Here is a 13,958-nt window from a genome sequence, read left to right on the forward strand (position 1 = left end):
AACTTAGCGACACTAAAGCCGAACGTTCCCGACGCCGCTTATTGGCACATTAGTTGCAGAGTGGTGATCAAAGAATCTTTTGTTTCATCATTTCACCATCGGGGATAGTCTATGAACTTCAAGAAAATCGGCGTAGTGGCATTAGGTGCAGTGCTGTTGATGGCTCAGGCCGCTTCGGCGATGGCGGATCAACTGCAGGAAATCCAGCAGCGCGGCGTGTTGCGGGTAGCGGTACCCCAGGACTTCCCGCCGTTCGGCTCCGTGGGCACCGATCTGCAACCACAGGGTTATGACATCGATATGGCGCAGTATCTGGCCGACAAGATGAAACTTAAGTTGCAGCTGGTGCCAGTCACCAGCGCCAACCGCGTGCCTTATCTGCAGACCAACAAGGTTGATTTGGTGATTTCCAGCCTGGGCAAAAATGCGGAACGCGAGAAGGCAATCGCCTTCAGCCGCACCTATGCGCCGTTCTTCCTGGGGGTATTTGGTCCGAAAGAGTCGGTGCTGGCAGACGCTGTGCAGCTGAATGGTAAAACCATCGGCGTGACGCGCGGTGCGGTGGAAGACATGGTGCTGAGCGACACCGCGCCAAAGGGCACGCAGATCAAGCGCTATGAAGACAATAACACCACGCTGTCGGCCTATCTGTCCGGTCAGGTGCAATACATCGCTACCGGCAATCTGGTGGTGAGCGCCATTGCGCGGTAGAACCCGAGCAAGGCACCGGTAGCCAAATTTATGCTGAAAGATTCCCCCTGCTATGTGGGGCTGCGTCTGGGTGAACCGGCGTTGCAAGCGAAAGTGGACCAACTGATTGAACAGGCATTGAAGGATAACACCCTTAATGGCCTGTCCGAGAAATGGCTCAAAGCGCCGCTGCCTGCCGACTTCGGCGCATAACGGGGGCGCCTGATGACCTATCAGCTGAATTTTCCCGCCCTGTGGCCTTACCTGCCCGAGTTGCTGGCCGGTTTGTTGACCACCATTGAGCTGACGGCTCTGGCCACGTTGATCGGGGTGGCGCTGGGGATTTGCGGTGCGGCGATCCGCAGCGGCAAGGCTAACCTGGTTAGTCGCGTTTGGGGCATTTACGTTGAGGTGGTACGCAATACGCCGTTCGTGGTGCAACTGTTCTTCATCGTCTTCGGCCTGCCGAGCCTGGGCTGGAAACTGACCGCCGGGCAGGCGGCGCTGCTGGCGATGGTGATTAACCTGGGGGCCTACAGTACCGAGATTATCCGTGCCGGCATTCAGGTGACGCCGAAAGGCCAGTGGGAGGCCGGCAGGGTGCTGGGGCTCAGCCGTAGCCAGACGTTTTTGCGTATCGTGCTGCCACCGTCGCTACAGCGGATTTATCCGGCGTTGGTCAGCCAATGCATTATCGTCATGCTGGGGTCATCGGTGGTGTCGCAGGTGTCGTTCGAAGAGTTGACCTTCGCCGCCAACCTGATCCAGTCGCGCACCTTCCTCAGTTTTGAGGTGTACCTGGTGACGGCGCTGTTTTACCTGCTGTTATCGATACTGATGCGCCAGCTGTTGCTGGCCGCCGGACGCCGTTTTCTGGGGAGCCAGGGCTGATGCTGACTTTTACCGACTGGGACATTGTGCGCAACCTGCTGCTGGCGGCACGCTGGACCTTACTGCTGTCGCTGACGGCATTTTTGGGCGGCACCCTGGTGACGCTGCCGCTGTTATTGCTGCGCCTGAGTAAGCGTAAGTGGGCGCTGCGGTTTGTTCGCGGTTATTCCGAGCTGTTTCAGGGCACGCCGCTGTTGATGCAGCTGTTCCTGGCCTTTTTTGGGCTGGCACTGTTCGGCATTGATGTGAGTCCCTGGACCGCGGCCGCGTTGGCGCTGACGTTATTCACCAGCGCTTTTCTGGTGGATATCTGGTCCGGCAGCATCGCCGCATTGCCGAAAGGCCAGTGGGAAGCGTCGCGCTGTCTGGGGCTGAGTTTTGGCCAGACGTTGGTGCGGGTCATTGTGCCGCAGGCCGTGCGCATCGCTATTGCACCTACCGTCGGCTTTTCGGTTCAGGTGATCAAGGGGACCGCATTGGCGTCGATCATCGGTTTTGTCGAACTGACCAAGGCCGGCACCATGCTGAACAACGTCACTTATCAACCCTTTAAAGTTTTTGGTCTGGTCGCGCTGGGCTATTTCCTGATGTGTTATCCGCTGTCGCGCTACAGTCATTATCTGGAGAAGAAATTCCATGCCGCTCATCACAATTAATCAGGTTCAAAAATATTACGGTCAGAACCATGTACTGAAGGGCGTGGATCTGGATATCGATATGGGCCAGGTGATTTCGATCATCGGCCGTAGCGGCTCCGGCAAAAGTACATTGTTACGCTGCATCAACGGGCTGGAAGGTTATCAGGAAGGCAGTATCAAACTGGGCGGTATGACGGTGACCGATCGCGATTCGCAGGCGCGTGAAATCAGCCGCTCCATTGGCATGGTATTCCAGAACTTCAATTTATTCCCGCACATGACCGCGCTGGAGAACGTGATGCTGGCGCCGCGTCGGGTGCTGAAGAAAAGCCCGGCCGAATGCCGTGAGCTGGCGGAAGAGATGTTGAACAAGGTTGGGTTGGCTGAGCGCATGCATTACTCACCGGCTAACCTTTCCGGCGGCCAGCAGCAACGGGTGGCGATTGCCCGGGCGCTGGCGATGAACCCGAAAGTGTTGCTGTGTGACGAAATTACCTCGGCGTTGGATCCTGAACTGGTGGGCGAAGTGCTGAAAGTGCTGGAACAGCTGGCCAAAGAGGGCATGACGCTGATCCTGGTGACCCATGAAATGAACTTTGCCCGCGAGGTCGGCGACCGGGTGGTGTTTATGCACCAGGGCAAGGTATGGGAGCAGGGCGATAGCCGCACGCTGTTCGCCAATCCACAAACGCAGGAATTAAAACAATTTATTGCTTCGGTCCGCGGTTTGTCTGAGAACTGATGACATCAAATCTATTAAGTTATTAAGCTGGTAAGGAATTAACATGTTAGATATCACCCAATTCGATCAGATTAATCCACCCGCCCGCCTGTTGATGGGGCCGGGGCCGATCAACGCGGATCCACGCGTGCTGCGTGCCATGTCGAGCCAGTTGATTGGTCAGTACGATCCCGCGATGACCGGTTACATGAATCAGGTCATGGAACTGTACCGCGCATTGTTCCGCACCGAAAACCGCTGGACCCTGCTGATAGACGGAACTTCTCGCTCCGGTATAGAAGCGATGCTGGTCTCTTCCATTCGTCCAGGTGACAAGGTGCTGGTGCCGGTATTTGGTCGTTTTGGCCATCTATTGTGTGAGATAGCCCGCCGCTGCCGCGCCGAAGTCCACACCATCGAGGTGCCCTGGGGGGAAGTGTTCAGCGCCGACCAGATTGAAGACGCCATTAAGAAAGTACGCCCGCGCCTGCTGTTGACGGTGCAAGGCGATACCTCCACCACCATGCTGCAGCCGCTGGATCAACTGGGCGATATCTGCCGCCGTCACGGCGTGCTGTTTTACACCGATGCCACCGCCTCTTTTGGCGGTAACCCGCTGGAAACCGACGCCTGGGGGCTGGATGCGGTTTCCGCCGGTCTGCAGAAATGCCTGGGCGGCCCATCGGGCAGTTCGCCGGTCACGCTCAGCCCGCAGTTTGAAGAGATTGTTCGCCGTCGTAAATGCGTGGAGCAGGGTATTCGCACCCTCGATCACGCCGATGGCGAGGACGAGATGATCTACTCCAACTATTTCGATCTCGGCATGATCATGGATTACTGGGGCCCGGAGCGCCTGAACCACCATACCGAAGCCACCAGCATGCTGTTTGCCGCGCGCGAGTGCGCCAGGGTTATTCTGGAAGAAGGGCTGGATAACGCCATCGCCCGGCATAAGCTGCACGGTGCGGCCATGCTGGCCGGCATTCAGGGCATGGGGCTGGAAGTCTTCGGCGATTTGGATAACCGAATGAATAACGTGCTCGGCGTGGTGATCCCGCAGCAGGTTCATGGCGAGCAGGTACGCCAGATGATGCTGAACGACTTCGCCATTGAGATCGGCACCTCGTTCGGCCCGCTACAGGGAAAAATCTGGCGCATCGGCACCATGGGCTATAACGCGCGTAAAGACTGCGTATTGCAGACGCTGACGGCACTGGAAGCCGTGCTGAACCGGCTGGGTTTCGCCAGCAAACAGGGCGAAGCGCTGCAGGCGGCATGGAATACTTACGACGACGACAGCCGTTGATGGCCGCGCTGTTAACCGCCCAGGAGGCGGAGCAGGCTGCGGCTCGGGTGATGGCACGCTGCGATGCGCTGGCGGCGATCAGCGCCACGCCGGGCCAGTTGACGCGGGTCTACCTGTCGCCGGAGCATCAGCGAGCCAACCAGCTGGTCGGCGACTGGATGCGCACTATCGGCATGAAGGTTTGGCAGGACAACGTCGGCAACCTCTGTGGCCGCTATGAAGGCCAAACGCCCAATGCCCCCGCACTGCTGCTCGGTTCGCATCTGGATACGGTACGCAACGCCGGGCGCTATGACGGCATGCTCGGCGTGTTGACCGCGCTGGAAGTGGTGGCGCATTTACATCGGCAGCAGCGGCGTTTGCCGGTGGCGGTAGAGGTGATTGGCTTTGCCGATGAAGAGGGCACACGCTTTAGTATCGCCCTGTTAGGCAGTCGGGGCATTAGCGGGCAGTGGCCGGCCGAGTGGTTGGATCGCACCGATGCCGACGGCATCAGCGTGGCACAGGCATTACGTGAGTTTGGGCTGGATCCGGCAGCCGTCGGTGAAGCGCGACGCGCGCAAAGTGATATTTGCGGCTATCTGGAATTGCATATTGAACAGGGGCCTTGTCTGGAGGCCGCCGATCTGGCTTTGGGGGTAGTGACGGCCATTAACGGTGCCCGTCGGCTTAACTGTACCTTTACCGGCCAGGCTGGGCATGCCGGTACCGTGCCGATGGGGCAACGCAAAGATGCATTGGCGGCGGCGGCAGAATGGATGGTGGCGGTAGAGGCGATCACCTCGGCCAGCGATCGGCATCTGGTGGCGACCGTCGGCCGGATTGAAAGCCTGCCGGGGGCGGTGAATGTGATCCCCGGTGAGGTCAGGCTGTCGCTGGACGTGCGTGGGCCGGAAGATGGCCCGCTGGCGGCGTTGCTGACGCAGTTGCTGGAACAGGCGCAGGCGATCTGTACCCGTCGGGGACTGAGTTTTGACAGTGAAGAGTTTTACCGCATAAATGCAACGGCTTGTGATGCAAATTTGCAACAACGCTGGCTGCAGGGCGTGATGGCGGTTCAGGGGCGCAGCATGGCGTTGCCGAGCGGCGCCGGGCATGATGCTATTGCCCTAGCGGCCTGTTGGCCGGTGGGTATGCTGTTTGTCCGCTGCGATCGCGGCATCAGCCACCATCCCGCCGAAGCCGTCAGCCAGTCCGATGTGGCGCTGGCGATCCAGGCTTACTGCTATACGGTTGGCGGTTGGGAGGAGGGCTGATGAGTCTGCAGCGATTTAATCAGTTACCGGAGGCGCAAGCGGAGCTGTTACTACGGCCCTGCGTGGATATTGCGGCCTGGATTGCGGCGGTGGTGGTAGCGCGGCCATTCAGCAGTGTTGATGCCGCGCTGGCGGTGGCCTGGCAAGCGGCGTTGCGTTGGCAACCGGAAGAGGTCAGCCAGGCACTGGCCCAGCACCCGCGTATCGGCGAAGGTGCCAAAGGCCAGGGGCAAGAGGCGCGGTTTTCGCAGCGTGAACAAGCGGCGGTCAATGCGCAGGATGCAGAGCTGAGTGAAGCGCTGCGGGTCGGCAATCGACGCTATGAACAGCAATTTGGTCAGGTATTTTTGATCCGTGCCGCCGGTCGCGACGGCCAGAGCATTCTGCGCGAGTTGCAAAGGCGATTGAGCAACAGTGTGGAACAGGAACTGCAGGAAACAGCCGAACAACTGCGTGAAATCACCATGCTGCGTTTTAAGGAGCTACTGAGCGATGAGTAATATCAGCACCCATATTCTGGACACCTCACTCGGTAAACCCGCTGCGGGCGTGCGGGTGTGGTTGGAACACGAACAGGACGGGTTATGGCGAAACCTGGCAGAAAGCCAGACCGATGCTGACGGCCGCGCGCGTGATCTAACCTCTGACAGTCTGCTTGCCGGACATTACCGCCTGTCTGCCGATCTCGGTGCTTACTTTACCCGTGACCTGCGTGAAACGCTGTACGCCACGGCAATTATCGATTTCGTCATTCAGGATGCGGCGCAGCATTACCATTTACCGCTGCTCATCAGCCCATATTCCTACTCGACCTACCGGGGCAGTTAGACGCTCGTCAGAAGTTACGGGTGCAGCGAACCGCACCCGCAATGATTAATCGTGGCGCAGGAAGCTGTCGGCATCACGCCAGGCCGGGAAGGCGCTGCGGTAGCTTTGCAGGTTTTCCAGCGACAGTTCGGCGTCCAGCCGTGCGGCGGCACCGGGTTCCACCTGGGCCAGTGTTTCCCCCTGCGGGCTGAGGATCAGGCTGTCACCGCTGTAGTTCAGGCCGTTACCGTCTTCGCCGACGCGGTTACAACCGGCCACATAGACCTGATTCTCGATGGCGCGAGCGGCCAACAGCGTTTGCCAGTGTTTACTGCGCGGGGCCGGCCAGTTGGCAACGTACAGCGCCAGATCGTAATCCTGCTGATAGCGTGACCACACCGGGAAGCGCAGGTCGTAGCAGATCTGCGGCAGAATGCGCCAGCCGCGCCACTCGAAAATTTCACGTTTTTTGCCTGCCTGATAGTGCAGGTGCTCACCGGCCATGCGGAACAGGTGGCGCTTATCATAGGCATGTACCCGGCCGTTCGGCTCCACCAGCAGGAAACGGTTAACCGCGCCTTCGGCGGTTTTCAGCGCCACGCTGCCGCCGACCAGAGCGTTACTTTTGCTCGCCCAACCGTGCAGCCAGTCGACAACCTGTTGTTCCGGCAGTGCGCTTTCTCCGGCATCCATGGCAAAACCGGTGGTAAACATCTCCGGCAGTACAATCAAATCGCGGCCGCTTAATGGCGCCAACAGCTCATCAAAATGCCGCAGGTTGGCTTCGCCATCACGCCAAACCAGGGGTTGCTGCAACAGGGTAATTTTTAAAGTCGACATAACCGCTCCGCAGCCGCATCCAGCGTGGCATCCTGTTTAGCGAAGCACAGCCGGATCAATTTATGGGGGAAAGGATCGGCACAGAAGACCGACAGCGGGATCGCCGCCACGCCTACGTGCTCGGTTAACCAATGGCAGAACGCCACGTCGTCCAAATCGGAAACGGCGCTGTAATCTGCCAGTAAGAAGTATGTACCTTCGCAGGGCAAAATTTCCAGTCGACTGCTGGACAGCGCCTGCACAAAACGATCGCGCTTGGCGCGGTAAAATGCCGACAGCTGTTGCCAGTGTTCAGGCTCGCTGCGCAGCATATCCGCCAGCGCCAACTGGGCCGGGGTATTGACCGAGAAGGTCAGGTACTGATGCACCTTGCGTACTTCTGCGCTCAGCGCTGCCGGGGCCACACAGTAACCCACTTTCCAGCCGGTCATGTGGAAGGTCTTGCCGAAAGAGGACACCGCGATGGCGCGCTGGCGCAATTGCGGGTGAGCCAGGACGCTGGTGTGGCCGCCCCTGGCGAAACAAATGTGTTCGTAGACTTCATCACTCAGCACGTAGATTTCGCGATCGCTAATGGCGTGCCACAGTTGCTGCATATCTTCCGCCTGCCAGGCAGTAGCAGAAGGATTGTGCGGCGTGTTGAGGATCACCAGCCGGGTGCGTGGTGACAGCAACTCGCCGAACTGTTGCCAGTCGACGCTGAACGCCGGGGGCTGCAGCGCAATGCGTTTTAGCGTGCCACCGGATAGGGTCACCGCCGGCGCATAGCTGTCGTAGCTGGGATCAAAACAGACAACTTCATCACCGGGGCGCACCAGCGCGCTGATGGCGGCGAACAGTGCCTCGGTGGCACCCGCCGTGATGGTGACTTCGTTAGTGGCGTCCGGTAGCCAGCCGTACAGAGCCGCGGTTTTCTCGGCGATGGCTTCGCGCAGTGGGGCAACGCCGGTCATCGGAGCATATTGGTTCGCCCCCTGGCTGACATGCCAGGCCAGACGTTCTTTCAGGTAGTCCGGGCCATCGAAATCGGGGAAGCCCTGCGACAGGTTGATTGCCTGATGCTGCGCCGCCAGCGCACTCATCTGGGTGAAAATAGTGGTGCCCAGCGCGGGTAGTTTACTTTCGGGGATCAGTGCTGAAGTGCTCATCGTAGGCTAATACTCCTGGCGCTTATGTTGCCGTCAATATAACACGATGTTAGTATTTGGCAATCAAGACGCTTAGATGGCTAAATGAAGAAAAAGTCTTACCCTTAATCAAATCATTCTAGACATCATTTGCTTATAACCTACAGGTCAAAAAATGTTAATGACAGAGAATCAGCAACTTAAAGCGTTATTGTCGGCCTGTCACTGGATTGGTGAAAAGGGCTGGTGCCCGGCGACCGGTGGCAATATGTCGCTGCGTCTCGATGAGCAACATTGTCTGGTCACCGAATCCGGCAAGGATAAGGGCAGCCTGACTGAAACTGACTTCCTGCTGGTGGAAACCGCCAGCAACCATGTGCCGAGCGGCCGCACGCCATCAGCGGAAACCGGTCTGCATACCCTTATTTATCGTTTGTACCCGCAGATTGGCGCGGTACTGCATACTCATTCGGTGAATGCGACCGTGCTGTCGCGGGTTGAACGCAGCGATGGGCTGGTGTTGCAGGGCTATGAGATGCAAAAATCACTCGGTGGGCAGACTACGCATCTGGACAGCGTGGTGATCCCGATTTTCGATAACGATCAGGATATCTCGCGATTAGCGGCGCGGGTGGCAGCCCATGCCGAAGCCACCCCGTTGCAGTACGGTTTTCTGGTGCGTGGCCACGGTCTGTATTGCTGGGGTCGCCAGGTCGCGGAAGCTCGTCGTCATCTTGAAGGGCTGGAATTCCTGTTCCAGTGCGAACTGCAACGCCGTTTACTGGAGGCCAAATGATCCGCGCCATCGTTACCGACATTGAAGGTACCACCAGCGATATCCGTTTCGTTCATCAGGTGCTGTTCCCTTACGCACGTGAACGCCTGGCCACCTTTCTCCGTCTTCACGCTGAAGATGTCGAAGTCGCCGCGCCACTGACCGCCTTACGCCAGGAGCTTGACCAACCGCAGGCGGATATTGAGCAACTGATTGCTGCGCTGTACCGCTTTATGGACGAAGACCGCAAATCCACCGCGCTGAAGGCGCTGCAAGGTATCATCTGGCGCAGTGGTTATCAGAACGGCGATTTTCGCGGACATTTGTACCCTGAAGTGGCCGGGCAGTTAGCCGCCTGGCAGCAGCAGGGGCTGAAGCTGTACGTCTATTCTTCCGGCTCGGTAGAGGCGCAAAAGCTGCTGTTCGGCTACAGCGATGCCGGGGATCTGCAGCCATTGTTCAGCGGTTATTTCGATACTCACGTCGGTGCCAAGCGGGAAACCGCTTCGTACCTTAATATCGCGGGTAAAATCGGTATTGCAGCTGATGAACTGTTATTTCTTTCCGACATTCATCAAGAGCTGGACGCCGCACGTGCCGCTGGTTGGCATACCTGCCAACTGATCCGCGATGAAGCCGATAGCCAAAGCCAGCATCCGCAGGTTAACCGTTTTGATCAAATCGATTTAGGGGAGTTTGCCTCATGAGTGGATTGACCATTTTCAGCGATCAAGAGCCGCAACAGCCGCTGTGGCAGAGCCGTGACGCGCAGGCCATTGGGCAGCAACTGGCGCAAATCGGCGTACGTTTTGAACGCTGGCAGGCGGATCGTGAACTGGGTGAAAACCCGGATCCGGCCGTCGTGATCGCCGCCTATCAGCACCAGATCGACCGGCTGGTGGCGGAGAAGGGCTACCAGAGTTGGGATGTAATCAGCATGCGTCCGGATAATGCCCAGCGTGAAGTGTTGCGCAGCAAATTTTTGTCCGAGCATACCCACGGTGAAGATGAAGTGCGTTTCTTTGTCGAGGGGGCCGGGCTGTTCTGCCTGCATCTGGATGGCAAGATCTTCCAGATCCTGTGTGAGAAGAACGATCTGATCTCGGTGCCGGCGAATACCCGTCATTGGTTCGATATGGGCTCAGCACCGAATTTCACTGCGATCCGCGTGTTCGATAACCCGGAAGGCTGGGTGGCGCATTTCACCGGCGATAACATCGCCGATGCCTACCCGCGTCTCGACTGAGCGCTATAACGCGGGCGTTAACCCAACGCCCGCTGAAAAATCCCTTCACTGACCTGCTGTGGCGTGATCACGCCGCTGTCGAAGACCCAACCGCTAATCAATGCCGCCGGTGTCACGTCGAACGCCGGGTTATAAACCGGGGCATCGACAGGTGCCCACTGACATGAGCCAAAGCTGCCGGTGACACCGGTCACTTCAGCTGCGGCCCGTTGTTCAATCGGGATCGCAGCCCCGTTCGGGCAATGCGGATCCTGAGTGGTGTGCGGTGCGGCGACGTAGAATGGAATCCGGTGATAGTGCGCCAGCACCGCCAGGCTATAGGTGCCAATCTTGTTGGCGACGTCACCGTTGGCAGCGATGCGATCGGCCCCCACCCATACGGCGTCTACCTGGCCCTGCGCCATCAGACTGGCCGCCATGGAGTCACAAATCAGCCGGTAGGGGATACCCAGTTCACCCAGCTCCCAGGCGGTCAGCCGGCCGCCCTGCAATAGCGGACGCGTTTCATCGACCCACACCTGCTGTACCTTGCCCTGCTGATGAGCACGCAACAGTACGCCAATAGCGGTACCGATACCGGCGGTAGCCAGGCCCCCGGTATTGCAGTGGGTCAGCAGACGGCTGCCGGGTTTCACCAGCCCGGCACCGTGATCGGCAATGCGATCGCACAATTTTCGGTCTTCCTCCACCAACCGCTGCGCTTCTTCTACCATCGCAGGCACCCATTGCGGTTGTGCCAATGCCAGCTTCATGCGATCCAGATTATTCATCAGGTTGACTGCCGTCGGCCGTGAAGCACGCAGGGTAATCAATGCCTGCTCCAGTTCACCACGCGGCAGGCCACGCTCTGCCAGCAAGGCCAATAACAGACTGGCAGACAGGCCGATAAGCGGTGCCCCCCGAACTCGCAGGGTAAGGATATGATCGACCAGTTCTTCCACGCTGTCGCAGCTGCGCCACTGTTTTTCCTGCGGTAAAGCCTGCTGATCGAGGATCAAAAGTCGGTTGTCACTCAAGGTCAAACTGGTGGTGTTAAGCGCTTGCATCGGCGGTTAATTCCTTGTTGCGTAGTTATTGCATCTGGAAAGCTATTCTGCCAACATGACTTCCGGATGTATAGACGTCCAAATGCTTTTACGTCTAAAAAATATAATCGCTGGGTCAGTGAGAAAGATTAAAGGGGTTGGGGATGTCACATTATCGTACGTTTACTGCTGCTGATGCCGTTGAATATGCTCGTCAATACGGGCAGTTAGCCGATCCACAGGCGCTGGTAAGCGCTGACGAGATTGGTGACGGCAATCTGAACCTGGTGTTCAAGATCCGCGATCGTGACGGCGTTAGCCGGGTGATCGTCAAACAGGCGCTGCCGTATGTACGTTGTGTGGGCGAATCCTGGCCGCTAACGCTTGATCGGGCGCGCATTGAAGCGGAAACCCTGTTGATTCACGGCGGTTTTTGCCCAAGGCATACGGTAAAGGTACTCCATCACGATGCCGAATTGGCGGTGATGGTGCAGGAAGATCTTTCGGATCATCACATCTGGCGCAGCGAATTGGTCAAGGGGCACTATTACCCCCTGGCGGCAGGGCAACTGGCAGAATATTTGGCGCAAACCCTGTTCCATACTTCCGATTTTTATCAAACGGCGCAGGAGAAAAAGGCGGAAGTTAGTCGCTTTAGCAACCCCGAACTGTGCCAGATCACCGAAGATCTGTTCTTTACCGATCCCTATATCGATCATGAGCGTAATCAGTTTGATCCGGCGCTGTTGCCGCAGGTGCTTGAACTGCGTAACGATGCGGCACTCAGGCTGGCGGTCGCCGGGCTGAAGCATCGTTTCCTGAGCAAGGCGGAAGCGTTGTTGCACGGGGATATTCACAGTGGTTCGGTTTTTGTTGCAGAAGGCAAGCTGAAGGCGATCGACGCCGAGTTCGGCTTCTATGGCCCGATCGGTTTTGACGTCGGTACCGCGCTGGGTAATCTGTTATTGAATTACTGCGGTCTACCGGGCCTGTTCGGGCCGCGCGACGCCGCTGCCGGGCGTGAACAACGTCTGCAGGATGTGCGCGAGCTGTGGTTGATTTTCGCCGATCGCTTCCTGGCATTGTGCCACCAACAGACCCGCGAAGCGGCACTGGCGGTGCCGGGTTATGCCGAACAGTTCCTGCAGCAGGTGTGGACAGATGCCGTCGGCTACTGCGGCAGTGAGTTGATCCGCCGTACTATCGGTCTGGCGCACGTTGCCGATCTGGACAGTATCAGTGACGCCGAGATGCGTGCCGAATGTCAGCGTAATGCTTTGGGGTTGGGCCGTGCGTTGATTGTGAATGCGCCGCAGATTGAGCATATCGATGCGTTGTTGGCGCGTATTCGCCAGAACGGTTAAATCTCCTGGATACCGTGAAAAAAGGGTGCTCATGGATCCGTCGTCAACAACCAACAGGCGGGGTGAACCCCGCCGTTGGGTTGCCTTACCCTTCGGTTTCGTAAGCCAAAATGGCGGCTACCTCCGTGTCTCCCAGTGTGATGCGCAGTTCACATAGTGAACCGCGGGTGATCCACATCAACGCTATCAGCGTGATGCAGATAATCATCAGCCTTAGAACGACCCGTTCTTGCTGCATTTTTGACCTCCTTATCCTTGCCTTGCGGCGGGGAAGAGGCTAACCTGACGTTGCTAAGCGTTCAGAGTGGCCTCGGGTTGATTACATCGACTCGGGGCCTTTCTCTTTCTATCCGTTACCAATACAAGGCTCCGGACAGAAAGATCCAGAGCACCCATCCGCAGTCTATCCGATTATCCCCGGGGTTAAATTAGCCGTTCTGGCAAGGCTGCGGTGTGCCACGCAGTTTTGAACAGAAGACTGGCAAAATGCGCCGATGACGGGGAGTTGTGAGTCTGGCAGAGGGGAAGGGTGCTCATGGATCCGTCGCCAACAACCAACAGGCGGGGCGAACCCCGCCGTTGGGTTGCCTTACCCTTCGGTTTCGTAAGCCAAAATGGCGGCTACCTCCGTGTCTCCCAGTGTGATGCGCAGTTCACATAGTGAACCACGGGTGATCCACATCAGCGCTATCAGCGTGATACAGATAATCATCAGCTTTAGAACAACCCGTTCTTGCTGCATTTTTGACCTCCTTATCCTTGCCTTGCGGCGGGGAAGAGGCTAACCTGACGTTGTTGAGACGTTCAGAGTGGCCTCGGGTTGATTACATCGACTCGGGGCCTTTCTCTTTCTATCCGTTACCGATACAAGGCTCCGGACAGAAAGATCCAGAGCACCCATCCGCAGTCTATCCGATTATCCCGGGGTTAAATTAGTCGTTCTGGCAACGTTGCGGAGCACCGCGCAGTTTTGAACTGAAGACAGGCCAAATGCGCCGATGACGTGGAGTTGTGACTTTGGCTGAGGGGAAGGGTGCTCATGGATCCGTCGCCAACAACCAACAGGCGGGGCGAACCCCGCCGTTGGGTTGCCTTACCCTTCGGTTTCGTAAGCCAAAATGGCGGCTACCTCCGTGTCTCCCAGTGTGATGCGCAGTTCACATAGTGAACCACGGGTGATCCACATCAGCGCTATCAGCGTGATACAGATAATCATCAGCCTCAGAACGACCCGTTCTTGCTGCATTTTTGACCTCCTTATCCTTGCCTTGC

The 13,958-nt window shown here is 57.6% G+C and carries 17 protein-coding genes and 1 pseudogene; 12 read left to right on the forward strand and 6 right to left on the reverse strand.

Annotated features, from left to right (window positions below; all coding sequences use genetic code 11):
- Positions 1-111 precede the first annotated feature (111 nt).
- From ACSOSI_RS04450 to uraH, 8 genes and pseudogenes are all read left to right on the forward strand, one after another.
- A pseudogene (locus tag ACSOSI_RS04450) lies at positions 112-903 on the forward strand (transporter substrate-binding domain-containing protein).
- A gap of 12 nt (positions 904-915) precedes the next feature.
- Complete coding sequence (locus ACSOSI_RS04455; protein ID WP_012005378.1) at positions 916-1,581, forward strand: amino acid ABC transporter permease; 666 nt, start codon at positions 916-918, stop codon at positions 1,579-1,581.
- Complete coding sequence (locus tag ACSOSI_RS04460; RefSeq protein ID WP_115183215.1) at positions 1,581-2,237, forward strand: amino acid ABC transporter permease; 657 nt, start codon at positions 1,581-1,583, stop codon at positions 2,235-2,237. Before ACSOSI_RS04455 ends, ACSOSI_RS04460 begins: the two co-directional genes overlap by 1 nt.
- The gene (locus tag ACSOSI_RS04465) at positions 2,218-2,961 is read left to right on the forward strand and encodes an amino acid ABC transporter ATP-binding protein (protein WP_012005380.1); all 744 of its coding nucleotides are present in this window, start codon (positions 2,218-2,220) and stop codon (positions 2,959-2,961) included. The genes ACSOSI_RS04460 and ACSOSI_RS04465 overlap by 20 nt, the downstream gene beginning before the upstream one ends.
- 43 nt (positions 2,962-3,004) lie before the next feature.
- Positions 3,005-4,246: a pyridoxal-phosphate-dependent aminotransferase family protein gene (locus ACSOSI_RS04470; protein WP_476706608.1), complete on the forward strand. Its 1,242-nt coding sequence runs from the start codon at positions 3,005-3,007 to the stop codon at positions 4,244-4,246.
- Positions 4,246-5,502 carry an allantoate amidohydrolase gene (gene hpxK / locus ACSOSI_RS04475; protein ID WP_476707246.1) on the forward strand — a complete coding sequence of 419 codons (1,257 nt, stop codon included), beginning with the start codon at positions 4,246-4,248 and terminating at the stop codon, positions 5,500-5,502. Before ACSOSI_RS04470 ends, hpxK begins: the two co-directional genes overlap by 1 nt.
- On the forward strand, positions 5,502-6,002 hold the full coding sequence (gene uraD / locus ACSOSI_RS04480) for a 2-oxo-4-hydroxy-4-carboxy-5-ureidoimidazoline decarboxylase (RefSeq protein WP_476706609.1): 501 nt from the start codon (positions 5,502-5,504) through the stop codon (positions 6,000-6,002). Before hpxK ends, uraD begins: the two co-directional genes overlap by 1 nt.
- A complete protein-coding gene (uraH, locus tag ACSOSI_RS04485) occupies positions 5,995-6,330 on the forward strand; it encodes a hydroxyisourate hydrolase (protein WP_261138591.1) in 336 nt (111 codons plus the stop codon). Before uraD ends, uraH begins: the two co-directional genes overlap by 8 nt.
- A 45-nt stretch (positions 6,331-6,375) precedes the next feature.
- On the opposite strand, the gene ACSOSI_RS04490 is transcribed toward uraH, so the two are convergent.
- Together ACSOSI_RS04490 and ACSOSI_RS04495 are read right to left on the reverse strand one after the other, a co-directional pair.
- Complete coding sequence (locus ACSOSI_RS04490) at positions 6,376-7,149, reverse strand: amidohydrolase (protein WP_112363315.1); 774 nt, start codon at positions 7,147-7,149, stop codon at positions 6,376-6,378.
- Positions 7,137-8,297, reverse strand: coding sequence for a pyridoxal phosphate-dependent aminotransferase (locus ACSOSI_RS04495; RefSeq protein ID WP_112363316.1), 1,161 nt, complete (start codon positions 8,295-8,297; stop codon positions 7,137-7,139). The genes ACSOSI_RS04490 and ACSOSI_RS04495 overlap by 13 nt, the downstream gene beginning before the upstream one ends.
- A 160-nt stretch (positions 8,298-8,457) precedes the next feature.
- On the opposite strand from ACSOSI_RS04495, the gene ACSOSI_RS04500 reads away from it, so the two are divergent.
- From ACSOSI_RS04500 to ACSOSI_RS04510, 3 genes are read left to right on the forward strand one after another with little or no spacing between them, the layout of a single operon-like run.
- A complete protein-coding gene (locus tag ACSOSI_RS04500) occupies positions 8,458-9,072 on the forward strand; it encodes a methylthioribulose 1-phosphate dehydratase (protein ID WP_476707247.1) in 615 nt (204 codons plus the stop codon).
- Positions 9,069-9,758 (forward strand): acireductone synthase, encoded by a 690-nt coding sequence (gene mtnC / locus ACSOSI_RS04505; protein WP_476706610.1) that lies wholly within the window; start codon positions 9,069-9,071, stop codon positions 9,756-9,758. The genes ACSOSI_RS04500 and mtnC overlap by 4 nt, the downstream gene beginning before the upstream one ends.
- Positions 9,755-10,297 carry a 1,2-dihydroxy-3-keto-5-methylthiopentene dioxygenase gene (locus tag ACSOSI_RS04510; protein ID WP_012005389.1) on the forward strand — a complete coding sequence of 181 codons (543 nt, stop codon included), beginning with the start codon at positions 9,755-9,757 and terminating at the stop codon, positions 10,295-10,297. Before mtnC ends, ACSOSI_RS04510 begins: the two co-directional genes overlap by 4 nt.
- A 17-nt stretch (positions 10,298-10,314) precedes the next feature.
- Here the strand turns inward: ACSOSI_RS04510 and mtnA are convergent, their stop codons facing one another.
- Positions 10,315-11,343, reverse strand: coding sequence for an S-methyl-5-thioribose-1-phosphate isomerase (mtnA, locus tag ACSOSI_RS04515; protein ID WP_476706611.1), 1,029 nt, complete (start codon positions 11,341-11,343; stop codon positions 10,315-10,317).
- Positions 11,344-11,486: 143 nt separating this feature from the next.
- Here mtnA and mtnK point away from each other — a divergent pair, with 143 nt between their 5' ends.
- Positions 11,487-12,686: an S-methyl-5-thioribose kinase gene (gene mtnK, locus ACSOSI_RS04520; RefSeq protein ID WP_012005391.1), complete on the forward strand. Its 1,200-nt coding sequence runs from the start codon at positions 11,487-11,489 to the stop codon at positions 12,684-12,686.
- An 85-nt stretch (positions 12,687-12,771) separates the two neighbouring features.
- Here mtnK and ACSOSI_RS04525 read toward each other — a convergent pair whose 3' ends face one another.
- The 3 genes from ACSOSI_RS04525 to ACSOSI_RS04535 all read right to left on the reverse strand — a co-directional run bounded on the left by ACSOSI_RS04525 (position 12,772) and on the right by ACSOSI_RS04535 (position 13,932).
- Positions 12,772-12,924 carry a Hok/Gef family protein gene (locus ACSOSI_RS04525; RefSeq protein ID WP_012005392.1) on the reverse strand — a complete coding sequence of 51 codons (153 nt, stop codon included), beginning with the start codon at positions 12,922-12,924 and terminating at the stop codon, positions 12,772-12,774.
- Positions 12,925-13,275: 351 nt separating this feature from the next.
- Positions 13,276-13,428, reverse strand: coding sequence for a Hok/Gef family protein (locus ACSOSI_RS04530; RefSeq protein ID WP_476706612.1), 153 nt, complete (start codon positions 13,426-13,428; stop codon positions 13,276-13,278).
- A gap of 351 nt (positions 13,429-13,779) precedes the next feature.
- Entirely contained in the window at positions 13,780-13,932 is a 153-nt protein-coding gene (locus ACSOSI_RS04535; RefSeq protein WP_012005392.1) for a Hok/Gef family protein, read from the reverse strand.
- Between the last annotated feature and the right edge of the window lie 26 nt (positions 13,933-13,958).

The organism is Serratia sp. AR11 (genome assembly GCF_056376275.1).

Coding starts and splice junctions, on each gene's coding strand:
- ACSOSI_RS04455 (WP_012005378.1), top strand. CDS start 916: ATGACCTATCAGCTGAATTTTCCCGCCCTGTGGCCTTACCTGCCCGAG.
- ACSOSI_RS04460 (WP_115183215.1), top strand. CDS start 1,581: ATGCTGACTTTTACCGACTGGGACATTGTGCGCAACCTGCTGCTGGCG.
- ACSOSI_RS04465 (WP_012005380.1), top strand. CDS start 2,218: ATGCCGCTCATCACAATTAATCAGGTTCAAAAATATTACGGTCAGAAC.
- ACSOSI_RS04470 (WP_476706608.1), top strand. CDS start 3,005: ATGTTAGATATCACCCAATTCGATCAGATTAATCCACCCGCCCGCCTG.
- hpxK (WP_476707246.1), top strand. CDS start 4,246: ATGGCCGCGCTGTTAACCGCCCAGGAGGCGGAGCAGGCTGCGGCTCGG.
- uraD (WP_476706609.1), top strand. CDS start 5,502: ATGAGTCTGCAGCGATTTAATCAGTTACCGGAGGCGCAAGCGGAGCTG.
- uraH (WP_261138591.1), top strand. CDS start 5,995: ATGAGTAATATCAGCACCCATATTCTGGACACCTCACTCGGTAAACCC.
- ACSOSI_RS04490 (WP_112363315.1), bottom strand. CDS start 7,149: ATGTCGACTTTAAAAATTACCCTGTTGCAGCAACCCCTGGTTTGGCGT.
- ACSOSI_RS04495 (WP_112363316.1), bottom strand. CDS start 8,297: ATGAGCACTTCAGCACTGATCCCCGAAAGTAAACTACCCGCGCTGGGC.
- ACSOSI_RS04500 (WP_476707247.1), top strand. CDS start 8,458: ATGACAGAGAATCAGCAACTTAAAGCGTTATTGTCGGCCTGTCACTGG.
- mtnC (WP_476706610.1), top strand. CDS start 9,069: ATGATCCGCGCCATCGTTACCGACATTGAAGGTACCACCAGCGATATC.
- ACSOSI_RS04510 (WP_012005389.1), top strand. CDS start 9,755: ATGAGTGGATTGACCATTTTCAGCGATCAAGAGCCGCAACAGCCGCTG.
- mtnA (WP_476706611.1), bottom strand. CDS start 11,343: ATGCAAGCGCTTAACACCACCAGTTTGACCTTGAGTGACAACCGACTT.
- mtnK (WP_012005391.1), top strand. CDS start 11,487: ATGTCACATTATCGTACGTTTACTGCTGCTGATGCCGTTGAATATGCT.
- ACSOSI_RS04525 (WP_012005392.1), bottom strand. CDS start 12,924: ATGCAGCAAGAACGGGTCGTTCTAAGGCTGATGATTATCTGCATCACG.
- ACSOSI_RS04530 (WP_476706612.1), bottom strand. CDS start 13,428: ATGCAGCAAGAACGGGTTGTTCTAAAGCTGATGATTATCTGTATCACG.
- ACSOSI_RS04535 (WP_012005392.1), bottom strand. CDS start 13,932: ATGCAGCAAGAACGGGTCGTTCTGAGGCTGATGATTATCTGTATCACG.